The 15594-nt window shown below is 71.6% G+C and carries 12 protein-coding genes; 1 reads left to right on the top strand and 11 read right to left on the bottom strand.

Annotation, left to right across the window (positions count from 1 at the left end; genetic code table 11):
* A partial coding sequence (locus ACZ6ZR_RS10765; RefSeq protein WP_465641500.1) for an FtsX-like permease family protein occupies nt 1–1536 on the top strand: 1536 nt, incomplete at its 5' end.
* A gap of 112 nt (nt 1537–1648) precedes the next feature.
* Here ACZ6ZR_RS10765 and ACZ6ZR_RS10770 read toward each other — a convergent pair.
* The 11 genes from ACZ6ZR_RS10770 to nuoE form a co-directional block, all read right to left on the bottom strand.
* Entirely contained in the window at nt 1649–2662 is a 1014-nt protein-coding gene (locus ACZ6ZR_RS10770; RefSeq protein ID WP_465641502.1) for a polyprenyl synthetase family protein, read from the bottom strand.
* Between the two features lie 172 nt (nt 2663–2834).
* Nucleotides 2835–4466 (bottom strand): NADH-quinone oxidoreductase subunit NuoN, encoded by a 1632-nt coding sequence (nuoN, locus tag ACZ6ZR_RS10775; protein WP_465641504.1) that lies wholly within the window; start codon nt 4464–4466, stop codon nt 2835–2837.
* Nucleotides 4463–6079 (bottom strand): NADH-quinone oxidoreductase subunit M, encoded by a 1617-nt coding sequence (locus ACZ6ZR_RS10780; RefSeq protein WP_465641506.1) that lies wholly within the window; start codon nt 6077–6079, stop codon nt 4463–4465. The genes nuoN and ACZ6ZR_RS10780 overlap by 4 nt, the downstream gene beginning before the upstream one ends.
* Before the next feature lie 31 nt (nt 6080–6110).
* On the bottom strand, nt 6111–8006 hold the full coding sequence (gene nuoL, locus ACZ6ZR_RS10785) for an NADH-quinone oxidoreductase subunit L (protein ID WP_465641508.1): 1896 nt from the start codon (nt 8004–8006) through the stop codon (nt 6111–6113).
* Nucleotides 8007–8020: 14 nt separating this feature from the next.
* Nucleotides 8021–8320, bottom strand: coding sequence for an NADH-quinone oxidoreductase subunit NuoK (nuoK, locus tag ACZ6ZR_RS10790; protein WP_057227572.1), 300 nt, complete (start codon nt 8318–8320; stop codon nt 8021–8023).
* Entirely contained in the window at nt 8317–9162 is an 846-nt protein-coding gene (locus ACZ6ZR_RS10795) for an NADH-quinone oxidoreductase subunit J (protein WP_465641511.1), read from the bottom strand. Before ACZ6ZR_RS10795 ends, nuoK begins: the two co-directional genes overlap by 4 nt.
* Nucleotides 9159–9743: an NADH-quinone oxidoreductase subunit NuoI gene (nuoI, locus tag ACZ6ZR_RS10800; RefSeq protein WP_465641513.1), complete on the bottom strand. Its 585-nt coding sequence runs from the start codon at nt 9741–9743 to the stop codon at nt 9159–9161. The genes ACZ6ZR_RS10795 and nuoI overlap by 4 nt, the downstream gene beginning before the upstream one ends.
* Nucleotides 9744–9747: 4 nt before the next feature.
* Entirely contained in the window at nt 9748–11085 is a 1338-nt protein-coding gene (gene nuoH / locus ACZ6ZR_RS10805; protein ID WP_465641515.1) for an NADH-quinone oxidoreductase subunit NuoH, read from the bottom strand.
* Nucleotides 11082–13523, bottom strand: a complete 2442-nt coding sequence (locus tag ACZ6ZR_RS10810) for an NADH-quinone oxidoreductase subunit G (RefSeq protein WP_465641517.1) — start codon at nt 13521–13523, stop codon at nt 11082–11084. Before ACZ6ZR_RS10810 ends, nuoH begins: the two co-directional genes overlap by 4 nt.
* The gene (nuoF, locus tag ACZ6ZR_RS10815; RefSeq protein WP_465641519.1) at nt 13520–14875 is read right to left on the bottom strand and encodes an NADH-quinone oxidoreductase subunit NuoF; all 1356 of its coding nucleotides are present in this window, start codon (nt 14873–14875) and stop codon (nt 13520–13522) included. Before nuoF ends, ACZ6ZR_RS10810 begins: the two co-directional genes overlap by 4 nt.
* The gene (gene nuoE, locus ACZ6ZR_RS10820; protein WP_465641589.1) at nt 14875–15594 is read right to left on the bottom strand and encodes an NADH-quinone oxidoreductase subunit NuoE; all 720 of its coding nucleotides are present in this window, start codon (nt 15592–15594) and stop codon (nt 14875–14877) included. Before nuoE ends, nuoF begins: the two co-directional genes overlap by 1 nt.

Here is a 15594-nt window from a genome sequence, read left to right on the forward strand (position 1 = left end):
GGCGTGCTGGCCTCGGCGGCCGGCCTGGCCGCCGGGCTGCTGGCCTGCCTGCTCGGCACCGGGGCGCTCGCCCTGGTGGACCTCGGGCCGGTCTCGGTCTCGCTGCTGCCGTCCTGGCCGGTCTTCCTGACGGCGGGTCTGTTCGGGCTGCTGCTCACCGCGCTGGCGGTGCGGCGCCCGGCGAAGCTGGCCTCGGCGGTGCCGCCGGTGGCGGCGCTCGCCGAATCCGGCGCCGCCCTGCCGGAGCCGGGCGGCCGGGTGCTGCGCGGGGCGGTCTCCGCGCTGCTGCTCGGCTTCGGCGTGCTGATGCTGGTGATCGGTGCCCAGGGCGGTTCGGCCGTCGCCCTGCTGGCCGTCACGGTGGGCGCGATCTCCAGCTTCTTCGGGGTGCTGCGGCTGGCCCGCTTCCTGCTGCCGCCGGTGGTCTCGCTGCTCGGCCTGCCGGCCCGCCGGATCTTCGGCACCACCGGCCGGCTGGCCGCCCAGCAGCTGCGCTCCAACCCGGGCCGGACCGGCTCGGCCGCCTCCGCCCTGCTGGTCGGCGTCACGGTGGCGGTCTCGGCGGCCACCGCGATCTCGGTGGCCGGCGGTTCGCTGGAGTCGATGCTGAGCTCCCGTCAGCCCGGCTCCTTCGCGCTGGCCACCGAGGACGGCCGGATCCCGGCCGGGGCGCTCGCGGCACTCGACCGGCGCCCCGAACTGGCCGTCACCCCCGTCCGCACCGCCACCGTCCGGCTCGACGGCCGGGCCGCGGTGGTGGCCACCGCCGACCCGGCCCGGCTGAACGGCGCCTCCGAGGGTGTCGCCGAGGCGCGCGGCCTGCGGGACGGCGAGGCCCTGGCGCTGGACCGGGCCGCCGGAGCCCTGCGGCTCCCGGACGGCACCACCTGGCAGGCCCGCCCCGGCCGCTCGGTCTTCCCGTTCGCCCTGCTGCCCGAGGCCACCGTGTACGTCACCCCGGCCACCCTGGCCAAGGCCGCACCGGACGCCGCCGTGGCCACCGCCTGGATCGCCGCCACCGGCTCCACCGGGCACGACGCGGCCCGCCGGGCGGTGGACGAGGCCCTGGCCGGCTTCCCCGGCGTCCGGGTCACCGACTCGGCCTCGGAGGCCGCGTACGTCCGGGACCTGCTGGACACCATGCTGCTGGTGACCACCGTGCTGCTCGGCTTCTCGATGGTGATCGCCGCGATCGGGGTGGCCGCCACCCTGACCCTCTCGGTGGACGAGCGGACCCGGGAGATCGGCATGCTGCGGGCGATCGGCCTGACCGGCGAACAGCTGCGCTCCCTGCTCACCCTGGAGGCCGCCCTGCTGGCCCTGAGCGGCGCCCTGGCGGGCACCGCACTCGGACTCGCCTACGGGGTGCTGGCGGCCCGTTCGGTGACCGGTGAGGGGCTCTCGCTGGCCCACCTGCCGTTCGGCACCGTGCTGCTGATCCTGGCCTCGGCCGGACTGCTCGGGGTGGCCGCCTCGGTGCTGCCGGCCCGGCGGGTGCGGCGGATGCGGATCGTCCAGGCTCTGCACGCGGCCTGAGCCGGCCGTCCGGGCACCCTGTCCGAACACCCCGTCCGGGCACTCCCCCGGAAACGACTGACGGGCCGTCACCGGACGGCCCGTCAGTCGTGCGTACCGGGGTACCCGGGTCTCACATGGTGCGGATGGCCACCGCGTCGCACAGGCCCTGGAGCGCGGCCTTGGCCGGACAGTCCGCCAGCGGGGCCAGCAGGGCGCGGGCCTCCTCGGCGTAGCCCAGGGTGTCCCGGCGGGCCCGCTCCAGTGCGGGGTGGCGGCGGAGCAGCCGCAGCGCCTCCGCGTGCAGCTCGTCGTCCTTGGCCAGGTCGAGGGTGAGCAGCTCGCGCAGCCGGGCGTCCTCCGGGTCGCTCTCGTCCACCGGCATCTGCTGGAGCAGCAGAATCGGCAGCGTCGGCACGCCCTCGCGCAGGTCGGTGCCGGGTGTCTTGCCGGACTCGTGGCCGTCGCTGGCGATGTCCAGCACGTCGTCGGCCAGTTGGAAGGCGGTACCCATCCGCTCGCCGTACTGGCGGAGGATCTCGACCGTCTCCGGGGTGGCCCCGGCCATCAGCGCGCCGAGGTGGCAGGCGACCGCGACCAGCGAGCCGGTCTTGCCCGCGATCACGTCCAGGTAGTGCTGGAGCGGGTCGTCCCCGGGGCGCGGCCCGGCGGTCTCCAGGATCTGACCCGTCACCAGCCGCTCGAACGCGTCGGCCTGGATCCGGACCGCCTCGGGGCCGAGGTCGGCCAGCACCTGGGAGGCCCGGGAGAACAGGAAGTCGCCGGTGAGGATGGCCACCGAGTTGTCCCAGCGCGAGTTGGCGCTCGGGGCGCCGCGCCGCACGGGCGCCTCGTCCATCACGTCGTCGTGGTACAGCGTGGCCAGGTGGGTCAGCTCGACCACCACCGCGGACGGGACCACCCCCGGCGCGTACGGGTCGCCGAACTGCGCGGCCAGCATCACCAGCAGCGGACGGAACCGCTTGCCGCCGGCCTCGATCAGGTGGCTCGCGGTGACCGTGATGAACGGCACCTCGCTCTTGGCGGCCTCCAGCAGCGAGGCCTCCACCCCATCCATGCCGGCCTGGACGTCACTGGTCAGATCGCGGTCCTGCACGGTCAGCCCGAAGGGCCCCACGACGGTCACGCAGACCACTCCTGTCCCTGGTCGATTAGCGGCCCGGTCCCTGAGCGCCGCCGCTGGCCTACAAGGAGGGTATCCGGTCGCGAGTCGATCACTGCACGGGCGTGCGGACCAACCGTGGACCGTACACGGAACGGGGCCCGTAGCCGGTGGCTACGGGCCCCGGGAAGGTTCCTCAGCGGGCGAAGACCGAGGCCGAGGAGGCCAGGTCGAGGAAGTACTGCGGGGCCAGGCCGAGGACCAGGGTGACCACCACGCCGAGGGCGATGGCGGTGCTGGTCATGACCGAGGGGACGGCCACGGCGGGGCCGCCGGGGCGGGGGTCGGAGAAGAACATCAGGACGATGACCTTGATGTAGAAGAAGGCGGCCACCGCGGAGGAGAGGACGCCGACGATCACCAGGGGGGTGGCGCCGCCGGCGGCCGCCGCCTGGAAGACGGCGAACTTGCCGGTGAAGCCGGAGGTGAGCGGGATGCCGGCGAAGGCGAGCAGGAAGAGGGCGAAGACCGCCGCGAGGAGCGGGGAGCGGCGGCCGAGGCCGGCCCAGCTGGAGAGGTGGGTGGCCTCGCCCTTGGAGTCGCGGACCAGGGTCACCACGGCGAAGGCGCCGAGGGTGACGAAGGAGTAGGCGGCCAGGTAGAAGAGGACCGCCCCGACGCCCTGCTTGTTGGAGGCGATCACGCCGGTCAGGATGAAGCCGGCGTGGGCGATCGAGGAGTAGGCGAGCAGGCGCTTGACGTCCTGCTGGGTGACGGCCAGCACCGCGCCGACCACCATGGTCAGGATCGCCACGCCCCACATGACGGGCCGCCAGTCCCAGCGCAGGCCGGGGAAGGCGACGTAGAACAGCCGCAGGAAGGCGCCGAAGGCGGCGGTCTTGGTGGCGGCGGCCATGAAGCCGGTGACCGGGGTCGGGGCGCCCTGGTAGACGTCCGGGGTCCAGGAGTGGAACGGGACCGCGCCGACCTTGAAGAGCAGGCCGACCGAGAGCATCGCCAGGCCGATCAGCAGCAGCGCGTCGTTCTGGGTGGTGTTCGCCAGCGCGGGGGTGACCTGGGCGACGCCCGAGACCACGTCGGCGATGCCGCCGAGACGGACAGTCCCGGCGTAGCCGTAGAGCAGGGCGGTGCCGAACAGGAAGAAGGCCGAGGCGAAGGCGCCGAGCAGGAAGTACTTGACGGCGGCCTCCTGGGAGAGCAGCCGACGGCGCCGGGCCAGCGCGCAGAGCAGGTAGAGCGGGAGGGAGAAGACCTCCAGCGCGACGAACATGGTCAGCAGGTCGTTGGCCGCCGGGAAGAGCAGCATGCCGGCGACCGCGAAGAGCGTGAGCGGGAAGACCTCGGTGGAGGTGAAGCCGGCCTTGACGGCCTGCCGCTCCTGCTCGCTGCCGGGCACCGCGGCGCCCTGGGCGGCGAAGGCGTCCACCCCGTGGCCGTTCAGGCGCGGCTCCAACCGCCGTTCGGCGTAGGTGAGGACGGCCATCACGGCGGTCAGCAGGATGACGCCCTGGACGAACAGTGCCGGGCCGTCGATGGCCACCGCGCCCATGGCCAGCAGGCCCGAGGAGGTGGTGCCGTAGCCCTGGGTGGCCAGCACGAGCACCGCGCCGAAGGAGGCCGCGAGGCCGAGCAGCGCGATGGTCACCTGGGCGCCGTAGCGGGCCCGCCGGGGCAGGAAGGCCTCGGCGAGGATGCCGAGCACGGCTGCCCCGAGCACGATCAGCATCGGGGAGAGCTGGCCGTACTCGACGTGCGGGGCCGGGATGCTGGGGCTGTTGCCGCCGGCCGCTGTGAGCCAACCACTCACTTGTGCTCACCTCCGGTGGTGGCGGCGACCGGGTGGGCCGGTGCCGGGTCGGTCTGGTGGATCTGGGAGAGCGTGGCGTCCACCGCCGGGTTGACCAGGTCGGTGAGCGGCTTGGGGTAGACGCCCAGGAAGATGGTCAGCGCCACCAGCGGTGCCACCACGACGAGTTCACGGACCTTCAGGTCCGCCATGCCCTCGACCTGCGGCTTGACCGGGCCGGTCATGGTGCGCTGGTAGAGCAGCAGCGCGTACAGCGCGGCCAGCACGATGCCCAGGGTGGCCACGATGCCCACCGCCGGGTACTTGGCGAAGGTGCCGACCAGGACCAGGAACTCGCTGACGAACGGGGCGAGTCCGGGCAGTGACAGGGTGGCCAGGCCGCCGATCAGGAAGGTGCCGGCCAGCACCGGGGCGACCTTCTGCACCCCGCCGTAGTCGGCGATCAGGCGCGAGCCCCGGCGGGAGATCAGGAAGCCGGCCACCAGCATCCAGGCGGCGGTGGAGATGCCGTGGTTGACCATGTAGAGCGTGGCACCGCTCTGCGCCTGGCTGGTGAAGGCGAAGACGCCCATGATGATGAAGCCGAAGTGCGAGATGGAGGCATACGCCACCAGCCGCTTGATGTCCTTCTGGCCCACCGCGAGCAGCGCGCCGTAGACGATCCCGATCAGCGCGAGCACCAGGATGACCGGCCCGAAGTCCTGGGAGGCCTCCGGGAAGAGGCCCAGGCAGAACCGGAGCATCGCGAAGGTGCCGACCTTGTCGACGACCGCCGTGATCAGCACGGCCGTTCCGGCGGTGGCCTCGCCCATCGCGTTCGGCAGCCAGGTGTGCAGCGGCCAGAGCGGGGCCTTCACCGCGAAGGCGAAGAAGAAGCCCAGGAAGAGCGCCTTCTCGGCGGACGGGTCGATGTTCAGCTTGCCCTCGGCGATCGCCGAGGTGAGCGTCGGCAGGTCGAAGGTGGGCAGGCCCTGGTCGGCCGCGACCACGTACAGCCCGATCACGGCGGCCAGCATGACCAGCCCGCCGAGCAGGTTGTAGAGCAGGAACTTGACGGCGGCGTACGAGCGTTGGGCGCTCGCGTCCGGGCCGCCCGCGCGGTCGCCGAAGCCGCCGATCAGGAAGTACATCGGGATCAGCATGGCTTCGAAGAAGACGTAGAACACGAACACGTCGGTGGCCAGGAAGGAGACCAGGACCATCGCCTCCACCGCCAGCACCAGGGCGAAGAAGCCCTGGGTGCGGCGGAGGTTCTCGAAGGTGCCGTCCGGGTTCTGGATCGGCTCGGCGTCGTTCCAGGAGGCCAGCATCACGACCGGCACCAGCACCGCGGTGAGCAGTGCGAGCACCGCGCCGATGCCGTCCACGCCGAGCGAGAAGCTGATCCCGAAGGACCTGATCCAGCTGTACGACTCGGTCAACTGGTAACGGGCACCGCCCGGTTCGAACTCGGTGACGATCAGTGCGGCCAGCACCAGGACGGCCAGCGAGACCGCCAGCGCGGTGATCTTCGCGGTCCGCCGGCGGGCCTCGGTGGAGCCGCCGGGCAGCGCCGCGGTGAGCACCGCCCCGACGGCCGGGACGGCACACGTGGCGGTCAGCAGGTAGCTCATCGCCTTACCCCCCAACTGAGTTGACGTGACATCAGACGGACCTCATGAGGAGAGTGGTGGCGACCAGCACCAGGGTGCCGCCGAACATGGAGAGCGCGTAGCTGCGCACGAAGCCGGTCTGGGTGCGGCGCAGCCGGGCGGAGAGCCCGCCGATCGCGGCGGCGATGCCGTTCACCGTGCCGTCCACCACCTTGCCGTCGGCGTAGACCAGCGAGGCGGTGAGCGCGGCGCCGGGGCGGACCAGGACGGCGTGGTTGAAGTCGTCCTGGAGCAGGTCGCGGCGGGCCGCCCGGGTGAGCGGGGAGCCGACCGGCGGGGTGACCGGCACCGAGCCGCGGCCGTACATCAGCCAGGAGACCAGCACGCCGGCCGCCACGCAGAGCGAGGTGAGCACGGTGACGGTGGTGGCGTTCAGCGGCGAGTGGCCGTGGGCCAGGCCGGTGACCGGCTCCAGCCAGCCGACGAAGGACTCGTTCAGCGCGAAGAGCCCGCCGGCGAAGACCGAGCCGAAGGCCAGCACGACCATCGGCAGCGTCATGCTGGCCGGGGACTCGTGCGGGTGCGGCTCGTGGCCGTCGGCGTCCGGCTGCCAGCGCTTCTCGCCGAAGAAGGTCAGGATCATCACCCGGGTCATGTAGAACGCGGTGACGGCGGCGCCGACCAGGGTGCAGACGCCGAGGATCCAGCCCTCGGTGCCGCCCTTGGAGAAGGCCGCCTCGATGATCAGGTCCTTGGAGAAGAAGCCGGACAGACCGGGGAAGCCGATGATCGCCAGGTAGCCCAGGCCGAAGGTCACGAAGGTGACCGGCATCTTCTTCCGCAGGCCGCCGTAGTGACGCATGTTCACCTCGTCGTTCATGCCGTGCATGACCGATCCGGCGCCGAGGAAGAGCCCGGCCTTGAAGAAGCCGTGGGTCACCAGGTGCATGATGGCGAAGGCGTAGCCGATCGGGCCGAGGCCCGCGGCCAGCACCATGTAGCCGATCTGCGACATGGTCGACCCGGCCAGCGCCTTCTTGATGTCGTCCTTGGCGCAACCGACGATCGCACCGAACAGCAGCGTGACGGCTCCGACCACCACGACCACCGTCTGCGCGTCCGGGGCCAGGTTGAAGATGGCCGAGGAGCGGGTGATCAGGTAGACCCCGGCGGTCACCATGGTGGCCGCGTGGATCAGGGCGGAGACCGGGGTCGGGCCCTCCATCGCGTCGCCCAGCCAGGACTGCAGCGGCACCTGGGCGGACTTGCCGCAGGCGGCCAGCAGCAGCATCAGCGCGATCGCGGTGAGCTTGCCCTCACCCGCCTGGCCGGCGGTGCCGAACACCCCGGTGAAGGTGAGGTCGCCGAACTCGACGAACATCAGCATGATGCCGATCGAGAGCCCGAGGTCACCGACCCGGTTGACCAGGAAGGCCTTCTTGGCCGCCACGGCCGCGCTGGGCTTGTGCTGCCAGAAGCCGATCAGCAGGTACGAGGCGAGGCCGACGCCCTCCCAACCCGCGTACAGCAGCAGGTAGTTGTCCGCCAGCACCAGGAGCAGCATGGCGGCCAGGAAGAGGTTCAGGTAGGCGAAGAAGCGGCGCCGGCGCGCGTCGTGCGCCATGTACCCCATCGAGTACACGTGGATCAGGGTGCCGACGCCGGAGATCAACAGGACGAAGGTGACCGAGAGTTGGTCCAGCTGGAAGGCCATGTCGGCCTTGAAGCCGCCCACCTCGATCCAGGTGAAGAGCTTCGAGGTCAGCGTCCGGTGCTCGGCCTCCCTGCCGAGCAGGTCGGAGAAGAGCGCCAGGCCGAGGCCGAAGGAGGTGGCGGCCAGCGCGGTGGCCAGCCAGTGACCGAAGCGGTCGAGGAGCCGGCCGCCGAGCAGCAGCAGGGCGGCGCCGGCCAGTGGCGCTGCCACCAGCAGCGGAATGAGTGAGTTCACCGTGGGCCCTCCGCCTACAGCTTCATCAGGTTGCTGTCATCGACCGAAGCCGAGTGCCTGGACCGGAAGATGGACACGATGATGGCGAGGCCGACCACGACCTCGGCCGCCGCGACCACCATGGTGAAGAACGCGATGATCTGGCCGTCCAGGTTGCCGTGCAGCCGGGAGAAGGTGACCAGGGCCAGGTTCGAGGCGTTGAGCATCAGCTCCACGCACATGAAGAGCACGATCGCGTTGCGCCGGATCAGCACGCCGGAGGCGCCGATGGTGAACAACAGGGCGGAGAGGTAGAGGTAGTTGACGGGGTTCACTCCGCCTCCTCCTTGCTCGGGACGGGCTCCAGCTGCTTGCGCGGGCCGGCCACGGCGGGCCGGGCGGACGGGGCGCGGCCCAGGTACTCGGCGGTGCGGCCCTCCAGCTCGGCCATCCGCTCCAGCATGTCCTGGCTGACGTCCCGGATCTGGCCGCGCTCGCGCAGCGTGTTCATCACCGAGTCCTCGCTGATGGTGCCGTCGGGCAGCAGCGCCGGGATGTCCACCGCGTTGTGCCGGGCGTACACGCCGGGGGCGGGCAGCGGCGGCACCTGGATGTTGTCGCGGACCCGCTGGTCGGCCAACTGCCGCTGGGTGAGCGGCGCCTGGACGTGCTCGCGGTGGGTCAGCACCATCGCGCCGATGGCGGCGGTGATCAGCAGCGCACCGGTGAGCTCGAAGGCCCAGACGTAGTCGGTGAACAGCAGCCGGGCCAGGCCCTGGACGTTCCCCTCGGCGTTGGCCTCGGTCAGCCCGGTGAAGGAGGAGAGCTTGGCGTGCGAGATGCCGGCGATCAGCAGCACGCCGAAGCCGAGGCCGCAGAGCACTGCGGCGACCCGCTGGCCCCGGAGCTGCTCCTTCAGCGAGTCGGCCGAGGTGACGCCGACCAGCATCAGCACGAACAGGAAGAGCATCATGATCGCGCCGGTGTAGACGACGATCTGCACCACGCCCAGGAAGACCGCGCCCTGGGCCAGGTAACAGACCGCCAGCGCCATCATGGTGGCGGCCAGGCAGAGCGCGCTGTGCACCGCCTTCTTCATCAGCAGCATGCCGAGCGCGCCGCCGACCGCGACCACGGCGAGGATCCAGAACTGGACCGCCTCTCCGGTGGAGGTCATGACTGCGCCTCCTTCTCCCGGTCGGTGCGTTCCTGCTGCACGGTGCCCGGCGCCGCCGCGGTGATCTCGCCCCGGTAGTACGCGCCCTCGTCGGCGCCCGGGTAGTAGGCGTGCGGCGCGTCGACCATGCCCTCGGTGAGCCCCACCAGCAGCTGCTCCTTGGTGAAGATCAGGTCGGCCCGCGAGGAGTCGGCCAGCTCGTACTCGTTGGTCATGGTGAGCGCCCGGGTCGGGCAGGCCTCGATGCAGAGCCCGCAGAGGATGCAACGGGCGTAGTTGATCTGGTAGACCGCGCCGTACCGCTCACCGGGCGAGTAGCGCTCCTCGTCGGTGTTGTCCGCGCCCTCGACGTAGATCGCGTCGGCCGGGCAGGCCCAGGCGCAGAGCTCGCAGCCGACGCACTTCTCCAGACCGTCCGGGTGCCGGTTCAGCTGGTGCCGGCCGTGGAAGCGGGGAGCGGTGGGCTTCTTCTGCTCCGGGTACTGCTCGGTGAGCCGCTTCTTGAACATGGCCTTGAAGGTCACGCCGAAGCCTGCGGCCGGGCCGAGGATGGACGGCTTCTCAGCCTTCTCGTCCGACATCGTCTCAGCTCCCTTCCGCGGAGTTGGAGTTGGCGCCGTTCAGGGCGTCCTGGAGTTGCGGGGCCCGGCTGCGACGGCGGGGCACCGGGGGGAGCTGCTGACCGGGCAGCGGCGGGACGGGGTAGCCGCCCTCCATCGGGTCGAACTCGGCTGTGACACCGGCCGGTTCGTCCTGCTGGGGAGCCTTGGCCTTGACCACGTCGCGGAGCAGGAAGAGCAGCAGCACCACCAGCACCGGGGCGCCGACGTACAGCACCACCTGGCCGAAGTCGTAGCCCTCGTTGCGCAGCGCGCGGACGGTGGCCACCATCACCAGCCAGACCAGCGAGACCGGGATCAGCACCTTCCAGCCCAGCTTCATGAACTGGTCGTAGCGGAACCGGGGCAGGGTGCCGCGCAGCCAGATGAAGAAGAACAGCAGCAGCTGGATCTTCAGGGTGATCCAGAGCATCGGCCACCAACCGTGGTTGGCGCCCTCCCAGAAGGTGGAGACCGGGTACGGGGCCCGCCAGCCGCCCAGGAACAGGGTGGCCGCGACGGCCGAGACGGTGACCATGTTGACGTACTCGGCCAGCATGAACATCGCGAACTTCAGCGAGGAGTACTCGGTGTTGAAGCCGCCGACCAGCTCGCCCTCGGCCTCCGGGAGGTCGAACGGGGCCCGGTTGGTCTCACCGACCATCGCGATGATGTAGACGATGAAGGAGACCGGCAGCAGCACCGCGAACCAGGTCGGCTGCTGGGAGGCGACGATCTCCGAGGTGGACATCGAGCCGGAGTAGATGAAGACCGCCGCGAAGGACAGGCCCATCGCGATCTCGTAGGAGATCATCTGCGCCGAGGAGCGCAGGCCGCCGAGCAGCGGGTAGGTCGAGCCGGAGGACCAGCCCGCCAGCACGATCCCGTAGATGCCGACCGAGGCCACCGCCAGGATGTAGAGCAGGGCGATCGGCAGGTCGGTGAGCTGCATCGGGGTGCGGGTGCCGAAGATCGAGACCTCATTGCCCGCCGGGCCGAACGGGATCACCGCGAAGGCCATGAAGGCCGGGATCGCGGCGACGATCGGCGCCAGGATGTAGACCACCTTGTCGGCGTTGGTGACGACCAGGTCTTCCTTGAGCGCCAGCTTCACGCCGTCGGCCAGCGACTGCAGCATGCCCCAGGGGCCGTGCCGGTTCGGGCCGATGCGCAGCTGCATCCAGGCCACGACCTTGCGCTCCCAGACGATCGCGATCAGCACGGTGCCGACCAGGAAGGCGAAGACGAACACCGCCTTGATCAGCACCAGCCACCACGGGTCGCGCCCGAAGAAGCCGAGGGTCTCGTATGCGGCCAGCGTCATGACTCCTCCGCCGGGGCGATGGTCACCAGGTGTCCGGTGGTGGTGCCGAGGGTGCGGTAGGCGCCGCCCGGCGTGGAGTTGAGGGGCAGCCAGACGGTGCGGTCGGGCTGCTCGGGGTTGAGCTCCAGCGGCAGGGTGAGCGAGCCGCCGGGGCCGGTGATCCGCAGCCGTCCCGCCGCGCCGATCTCGGCGGCGGTGGCGGGCGAGAGGCGGGCCACCGCGGCGTGCCGGGTGCCGGCCAGGTGCTCGTCGCCGGTCTGCAGGGTGCCGTTGTCCAGCAGCATCCGGTGGCCCGCCAGCACGGCCTGGCCGGTGGCCGGGCGGGGCAGCGGGGCGGCGGCGGCACTGGGCGCGGAGGGCAGGTCGCCCTCCCAGGGGGAGAAACGGTCCAGCTCCAGCCGGGCGGCCCGGACGTCGCCGAGGCCGATCGGGCGGCCCAGGGCCTCGGCCAGCATGCTCAGCACCCGGACGTCCGAGTGGAGTTGACGGGTCATCAGCTGGTCCGGCTTGAGCGCGGCCTCGAACATCCGCACCCGGCCCTCCCAGTTGAGGTAGGTGCCGGCCTTCTCGGTCACCGCGGCCACCGGCAGCACCACGTCGGCCTGCTCGGTGACGGCGGACGGGCGCAGCTCCAGCGAGACGGTGAACCGGACCCGGGCCAGCGCCTCGTCGGCCAGTGCCGGGTCGGCCAGGTCGTCCGGGTCGAGCCCGCCGATCACCAGCGCGTCCAGGTCGCCGTGGGCGGCGGCCGCCAGGATCTGGTCGGTGTCCCGGCCGAGCCGGGCCGGGAGTTCGGCCGCGCCCCAGACGGCGGCGGCCTCGGAGCGGGCGGCGCTGGAGTTGACCGGACGGCCGCCGGGCAGCAGGCCGGGCAGTGCGCCCGCCTCCACCGCACCGCGCTCGCCGGCCCGGCGCGGCACCCAGGCCAGCTTGGCTCCGGTGGTGGCGGCGAGCCGCAGCGCGGCGGTCAGACCACCGGGCACGGTGGCGAGGCGCTCACCGACCAGGATCACCGCCCCCGCCTGGCGCAGCAGTTGGCCCGCGCGGCCGGCGTCGTCACCGAGCGCGGTGTCGTCCGCCAGCGCCGCGAGCCACTCGGCCTCGGTGCCGGGCGCGGCCGGGAGCAGCGCGCCGTGCAGCTTGGCCAGGCCCCGGCTGCGGTGCGCGGCCACCGAGAAGACCTGAAGTCCCGTGGCCCGGTTGGCCTTGCGCAGCCGCAGGAAGACGATCGGCGACTCCTCCTCGGGCTCGAAGCCCGCGAGCAGCACGGCCGGTGCGGCCTCCAGCGCCTCGTACGAGACGCCCTCGCCGTCCAGGTCGACGCCGCTGCCGGCCACCTCGGAGGCCAGGAAGTCGGCCTCCTCGGCGGAGAGCGGGCGGGCCCGGAAGTCCACGTCGTTGGTGGAGAGCGCGACCCGGGCGAACTTGCCGTAGGCGTACGCGTCCTCGACCGTGACGCGGCCGCCCGCGAGGACGGCGGCCTTGGCGCCGCGCAGCCCCTCGGCGGCGAAGGCCAGCGCCTCCGGCCAGGAGACGGCGGTCAGTTCACCGTCCTTGCGGATCATCGGGCTGGTCAGCCGGTCACGCTGCTGGGCGTAGCGGAAGGCGAACCGGCCCTTGTCGCAGTTCCACTCCTCGTTCACCGCCGGGTCGTCGCCGGCCAGCCGGCGCAGCACCTTGCCGCGGCGGTGGTCGGTGCGCTGGGCGCAGCCCGAGGAGCAGTGCTCGCAGACGCTGGGCGAGGAGACCAGGTCGAACGGGCGGGAGCGGAACCGGTAGGCGGCCGAGGTGAGCGCGCCGACCGGGCAGATCTGGATGGTGTTGCCGGAGAAGTAGGACTCGAAGTCGTCCCCGGCCCCGGTGCCGACCTGCTCGTTGGCGCCGCGCTCCAGCAGGTCGATGAACGGGTCACCGGCCACCTGATCGGAGAACCGGGTGCAGCGGGCGCAGAGCACGCAGCGCTCGCGGTCCAGCAGCACCTGGCTGGAGATCGGCAGCGGCTTGGCGTAGGTGCGCTTCATCCCGTCGAAGCGGGAGTCGCTCTCGCCGGTGGACATCGCCTGGTTCTGCAGGGGGCACTCGCCGCCCTTGTCGCAGACCGGGCAGTCCAGCGGGTGGTTGATCAGCAGCAGCTCCATCACGCCGCGCTGGGCCTTCTCGGCCACCGGCGAGGTGACCTGGGTGCGCACCACCATGCCCTCGGTCACCGGGATGGTGCAGGAGGCGACCGGCTTGCGCTGGCCCTCCACCTCCACGATGCACTGGCGGCAGGCGCCGGCCGGGGCGAGCAGCGGGTGGTCGCAGAAGCGCGGGATCTGGGTGCCGATCTGCTCGGCGGCCCGGATCACCAAGGTCCCCTTGGGGACCTGGAGTTCGACACCGTCGATGGTGAGCGTGACGAGGTCGGTGCTGGTCTTCGGCGGCTCGGTCACGGTCATGCGTGCACCTCCCTCTCGGTGGTGTGGTCGTGGGCGGTGCGGTCGGCCCAGACGGTGGAGGCGGCGTGGTCGAACGGGCAGCGCCGCTCGGTCAGGTGCCGCTCGTACTCCTCGCGGAAGTACTGGAGCGAGGAGACGATCGGGCTGGCCGCGCCGTCGCCGAGGGCGCAGAAGGACTTGCCGTTGATGTTGTCGGCGATGTCCAGCAGCTTCTCCAGGTCGCCCGCGACGCCCTCGCCGGCCTCGATCCGCTTGAGCAACTGCACCAGCCAGTACGTGCCTTCGCGGCACGGGGTGCACTTGCCGCAGGACTCGTGGGCGTAGAACTCGGTCCACCGGGTGACCGCCCGGACCACGCAGGTGGTCTCGTCGAAGACCTGGAGCGCCTTGGTGCCGAGCATCGAGCCGGCCGCGCCGACGCCCTCGTAGTCCAGCGGCACGTCCAGGTGCTCGTCGGTGAACATCGGGGTCGAACTGCCGCCCGGTGTCCAGAACTTGAGCCGGTGCCCGGCCCGGATGCCGCCGCTCACCTCCAGCAGCTGACGGAGCGTGATGCCGAGCGGGGCCTCGTACTGGCCGGGGTTGGTGACGTGCCCGGAGAGTGAGTAGAGGGTGAAGCCGGGGGACTTCTCGGTGCCCAGCGACTTGAACCACTCGTTGCCCCTGGCCAGGATCGGCGGCACCGAGGCGATCGACTCGACGTTGTTCACCACCGTCGGGCAGGCGTACAGACCGGCGATGGCGGGGAACGGCGGGCGCAGCCTGGGCTGGCCGCGGCGGCCCTCCAGCGAGTCCAGCAGCGCCGTCTCCTCGCCGCAGATGTACGCCCCGGCGCCCGCGTGCACGGTGATGTCCAGGTCGATGCCCGAGCCGAGGATGTTCTTGCCGAGGTACCCGGCCTCGTACGCCTCGGCCACCGCCGCGTGCAGGCGCCGCAGCACCGGCACGACCTCGCCGCGCAGGTAGATGAAGGCGTGGTCGCAGCGGATCGCGTAGGACGCGATGACCATGCCCTCGATCAGCGAGTGCGGGTTGGCGAACAGCAGCGGGATGTCCTTGCAGGTACCCGGCTCGGACTCGTCGGCGTTCACCACCAGGTAGTGCGGCTTGCCGTCGTTCTGCGGGATGAACTGCCACTTCATGCCGGTCGGGAAGCCGGCCCCGCCGCGGCCGCGCAGGCCGGAGTCCTTGACCTGGGCGATCACCTCGTCGGGGGCCATCGCCAGGGCGTTGCGCAGGCCGGCGTAGCCCTCGTGGCGGTGGTAGGTCTCCAGGCTCCAGGGGCGGTGGTCGTCCCAGGAGGCGGACAGCACGGGCGAGAGCAGCTTCTCGGCCGGCTCTGCGGAGGTCATCACGCTTCGGTCCCTTCGTGCCTCGGAGCCACGACCTTGGTGCCGGGGGTGCCGGGCAGTGCCTCGCCCTTGGCGAGCCGGAGCCCGGCCAGCGAGGGCGCGCCGCCCGCGCCGGAGGCGTCCACCGCGCCGGGGCGCTCGTCCGGGAAGCCGGCCAGGATCCGGGAGGTCTCCTTGAAGGAGCAGAGCCGGGCCCCGCGGGTCGGCCGCACCTCCTGACCGTCCTTCAGCTGGTCGACCAACTCCCGTGCGCTCTGCGGCGTCTGGTTGTCGAAGAACTCCCAGTTGACCATCACCACGGGGGCGTAGTCGCAGGCCGCGTTGCACTCGATCCGCTCGATCGAGACCTTGCCGTCCGGGGTGGTCTGGTTGTTCTCCACGCCCAGGTGCTGCTTGAGCTCGTCGAAGATCTGGTCGCCGCCGAGCACCGCGCAGAGCGTGTTGGTGCAGACGCCGACGTGGTACTCCCCGGCGGGCTTCCTGCGGTACATGGTGTAGAAGGTGGCGACCGCGGTCACCTCGGCCGTGGTCAGGTCCAACTGCTCGGCGCAGAACCGGATCCCGGTCGGCGTCACGCAGCCCTCCTCCGCCTGCACCAGGTGCAGCAGCGGCAGCAGGGCGGACCGGGCCACCGGGTAGCGGCCGATCAACTCCTTGGCGTCCTCGGCCAGTCGGGCCGCGACCTCGGCCGGGTACGGCTTCGCGGGGAGGGCCGGCAT

It is taken from the genome of Kitasatospora sp. NPDC088742 (genome assembly GCF_055584905.1).

What these genes read in the sequence shown, in the direction of transcription:
- ACZ6ZR_RS10810 (WP_465641517.1), bottom strand. Translation starts at nt 13,523, where the DNA reads ATGACCGTGACCGAGCCGCCGAAGACCAGCACCGACCTCGTCACGCTC.
- nuoF (WP_465641519.1), bottom strand. Translation starts at nt 14,875, where the DNA reads ATGACCTCCGCAGAGCCGGCCGAGAAGCTGCTCTCGCCCGTGCTGTCC.
- nuoE (WP_465641589.1), bottom strand. Translation starts at nt 15,594, where the DNA reads ATGCCGGCCCTCCCCGCGAAGCCGTACCCGGCCGAGGTCGCGGCCCGA.
- ACZ6ZR_RS10795 (WP_465641511.1), bottom strand. Translation starts at nt 9,162, where the DNA reads ATGACCTCCACCGGAGAGGCGGTCCAGTTCTGGATCCTCGCCGTGGTC.
- nuoH (WP_465641515.1), bottom strand. Translation starts at nt 11,085, where the DNA reads ATGACGCTGGCCGCATACGAGACCCTCGGCTTCTTCGGGCGCGACCCG.
- ACZ6ZR_RS10780 (WP_465641506.1), bottom strand. Translation starts at nt 6,079, where the DNA reads ATGAGCTACCTGCTGACCGCCACGTGTGCCGTCCCGGCCGTCGGGGCG.
- nuoI (WP_465641513.1), bottom strand. Translation starts at nt 9,743, where the DNA reads ATGTCGGACGAGAAGGCTGAGAAGCCGTCCATCCTCGGCCCGGCCGCA.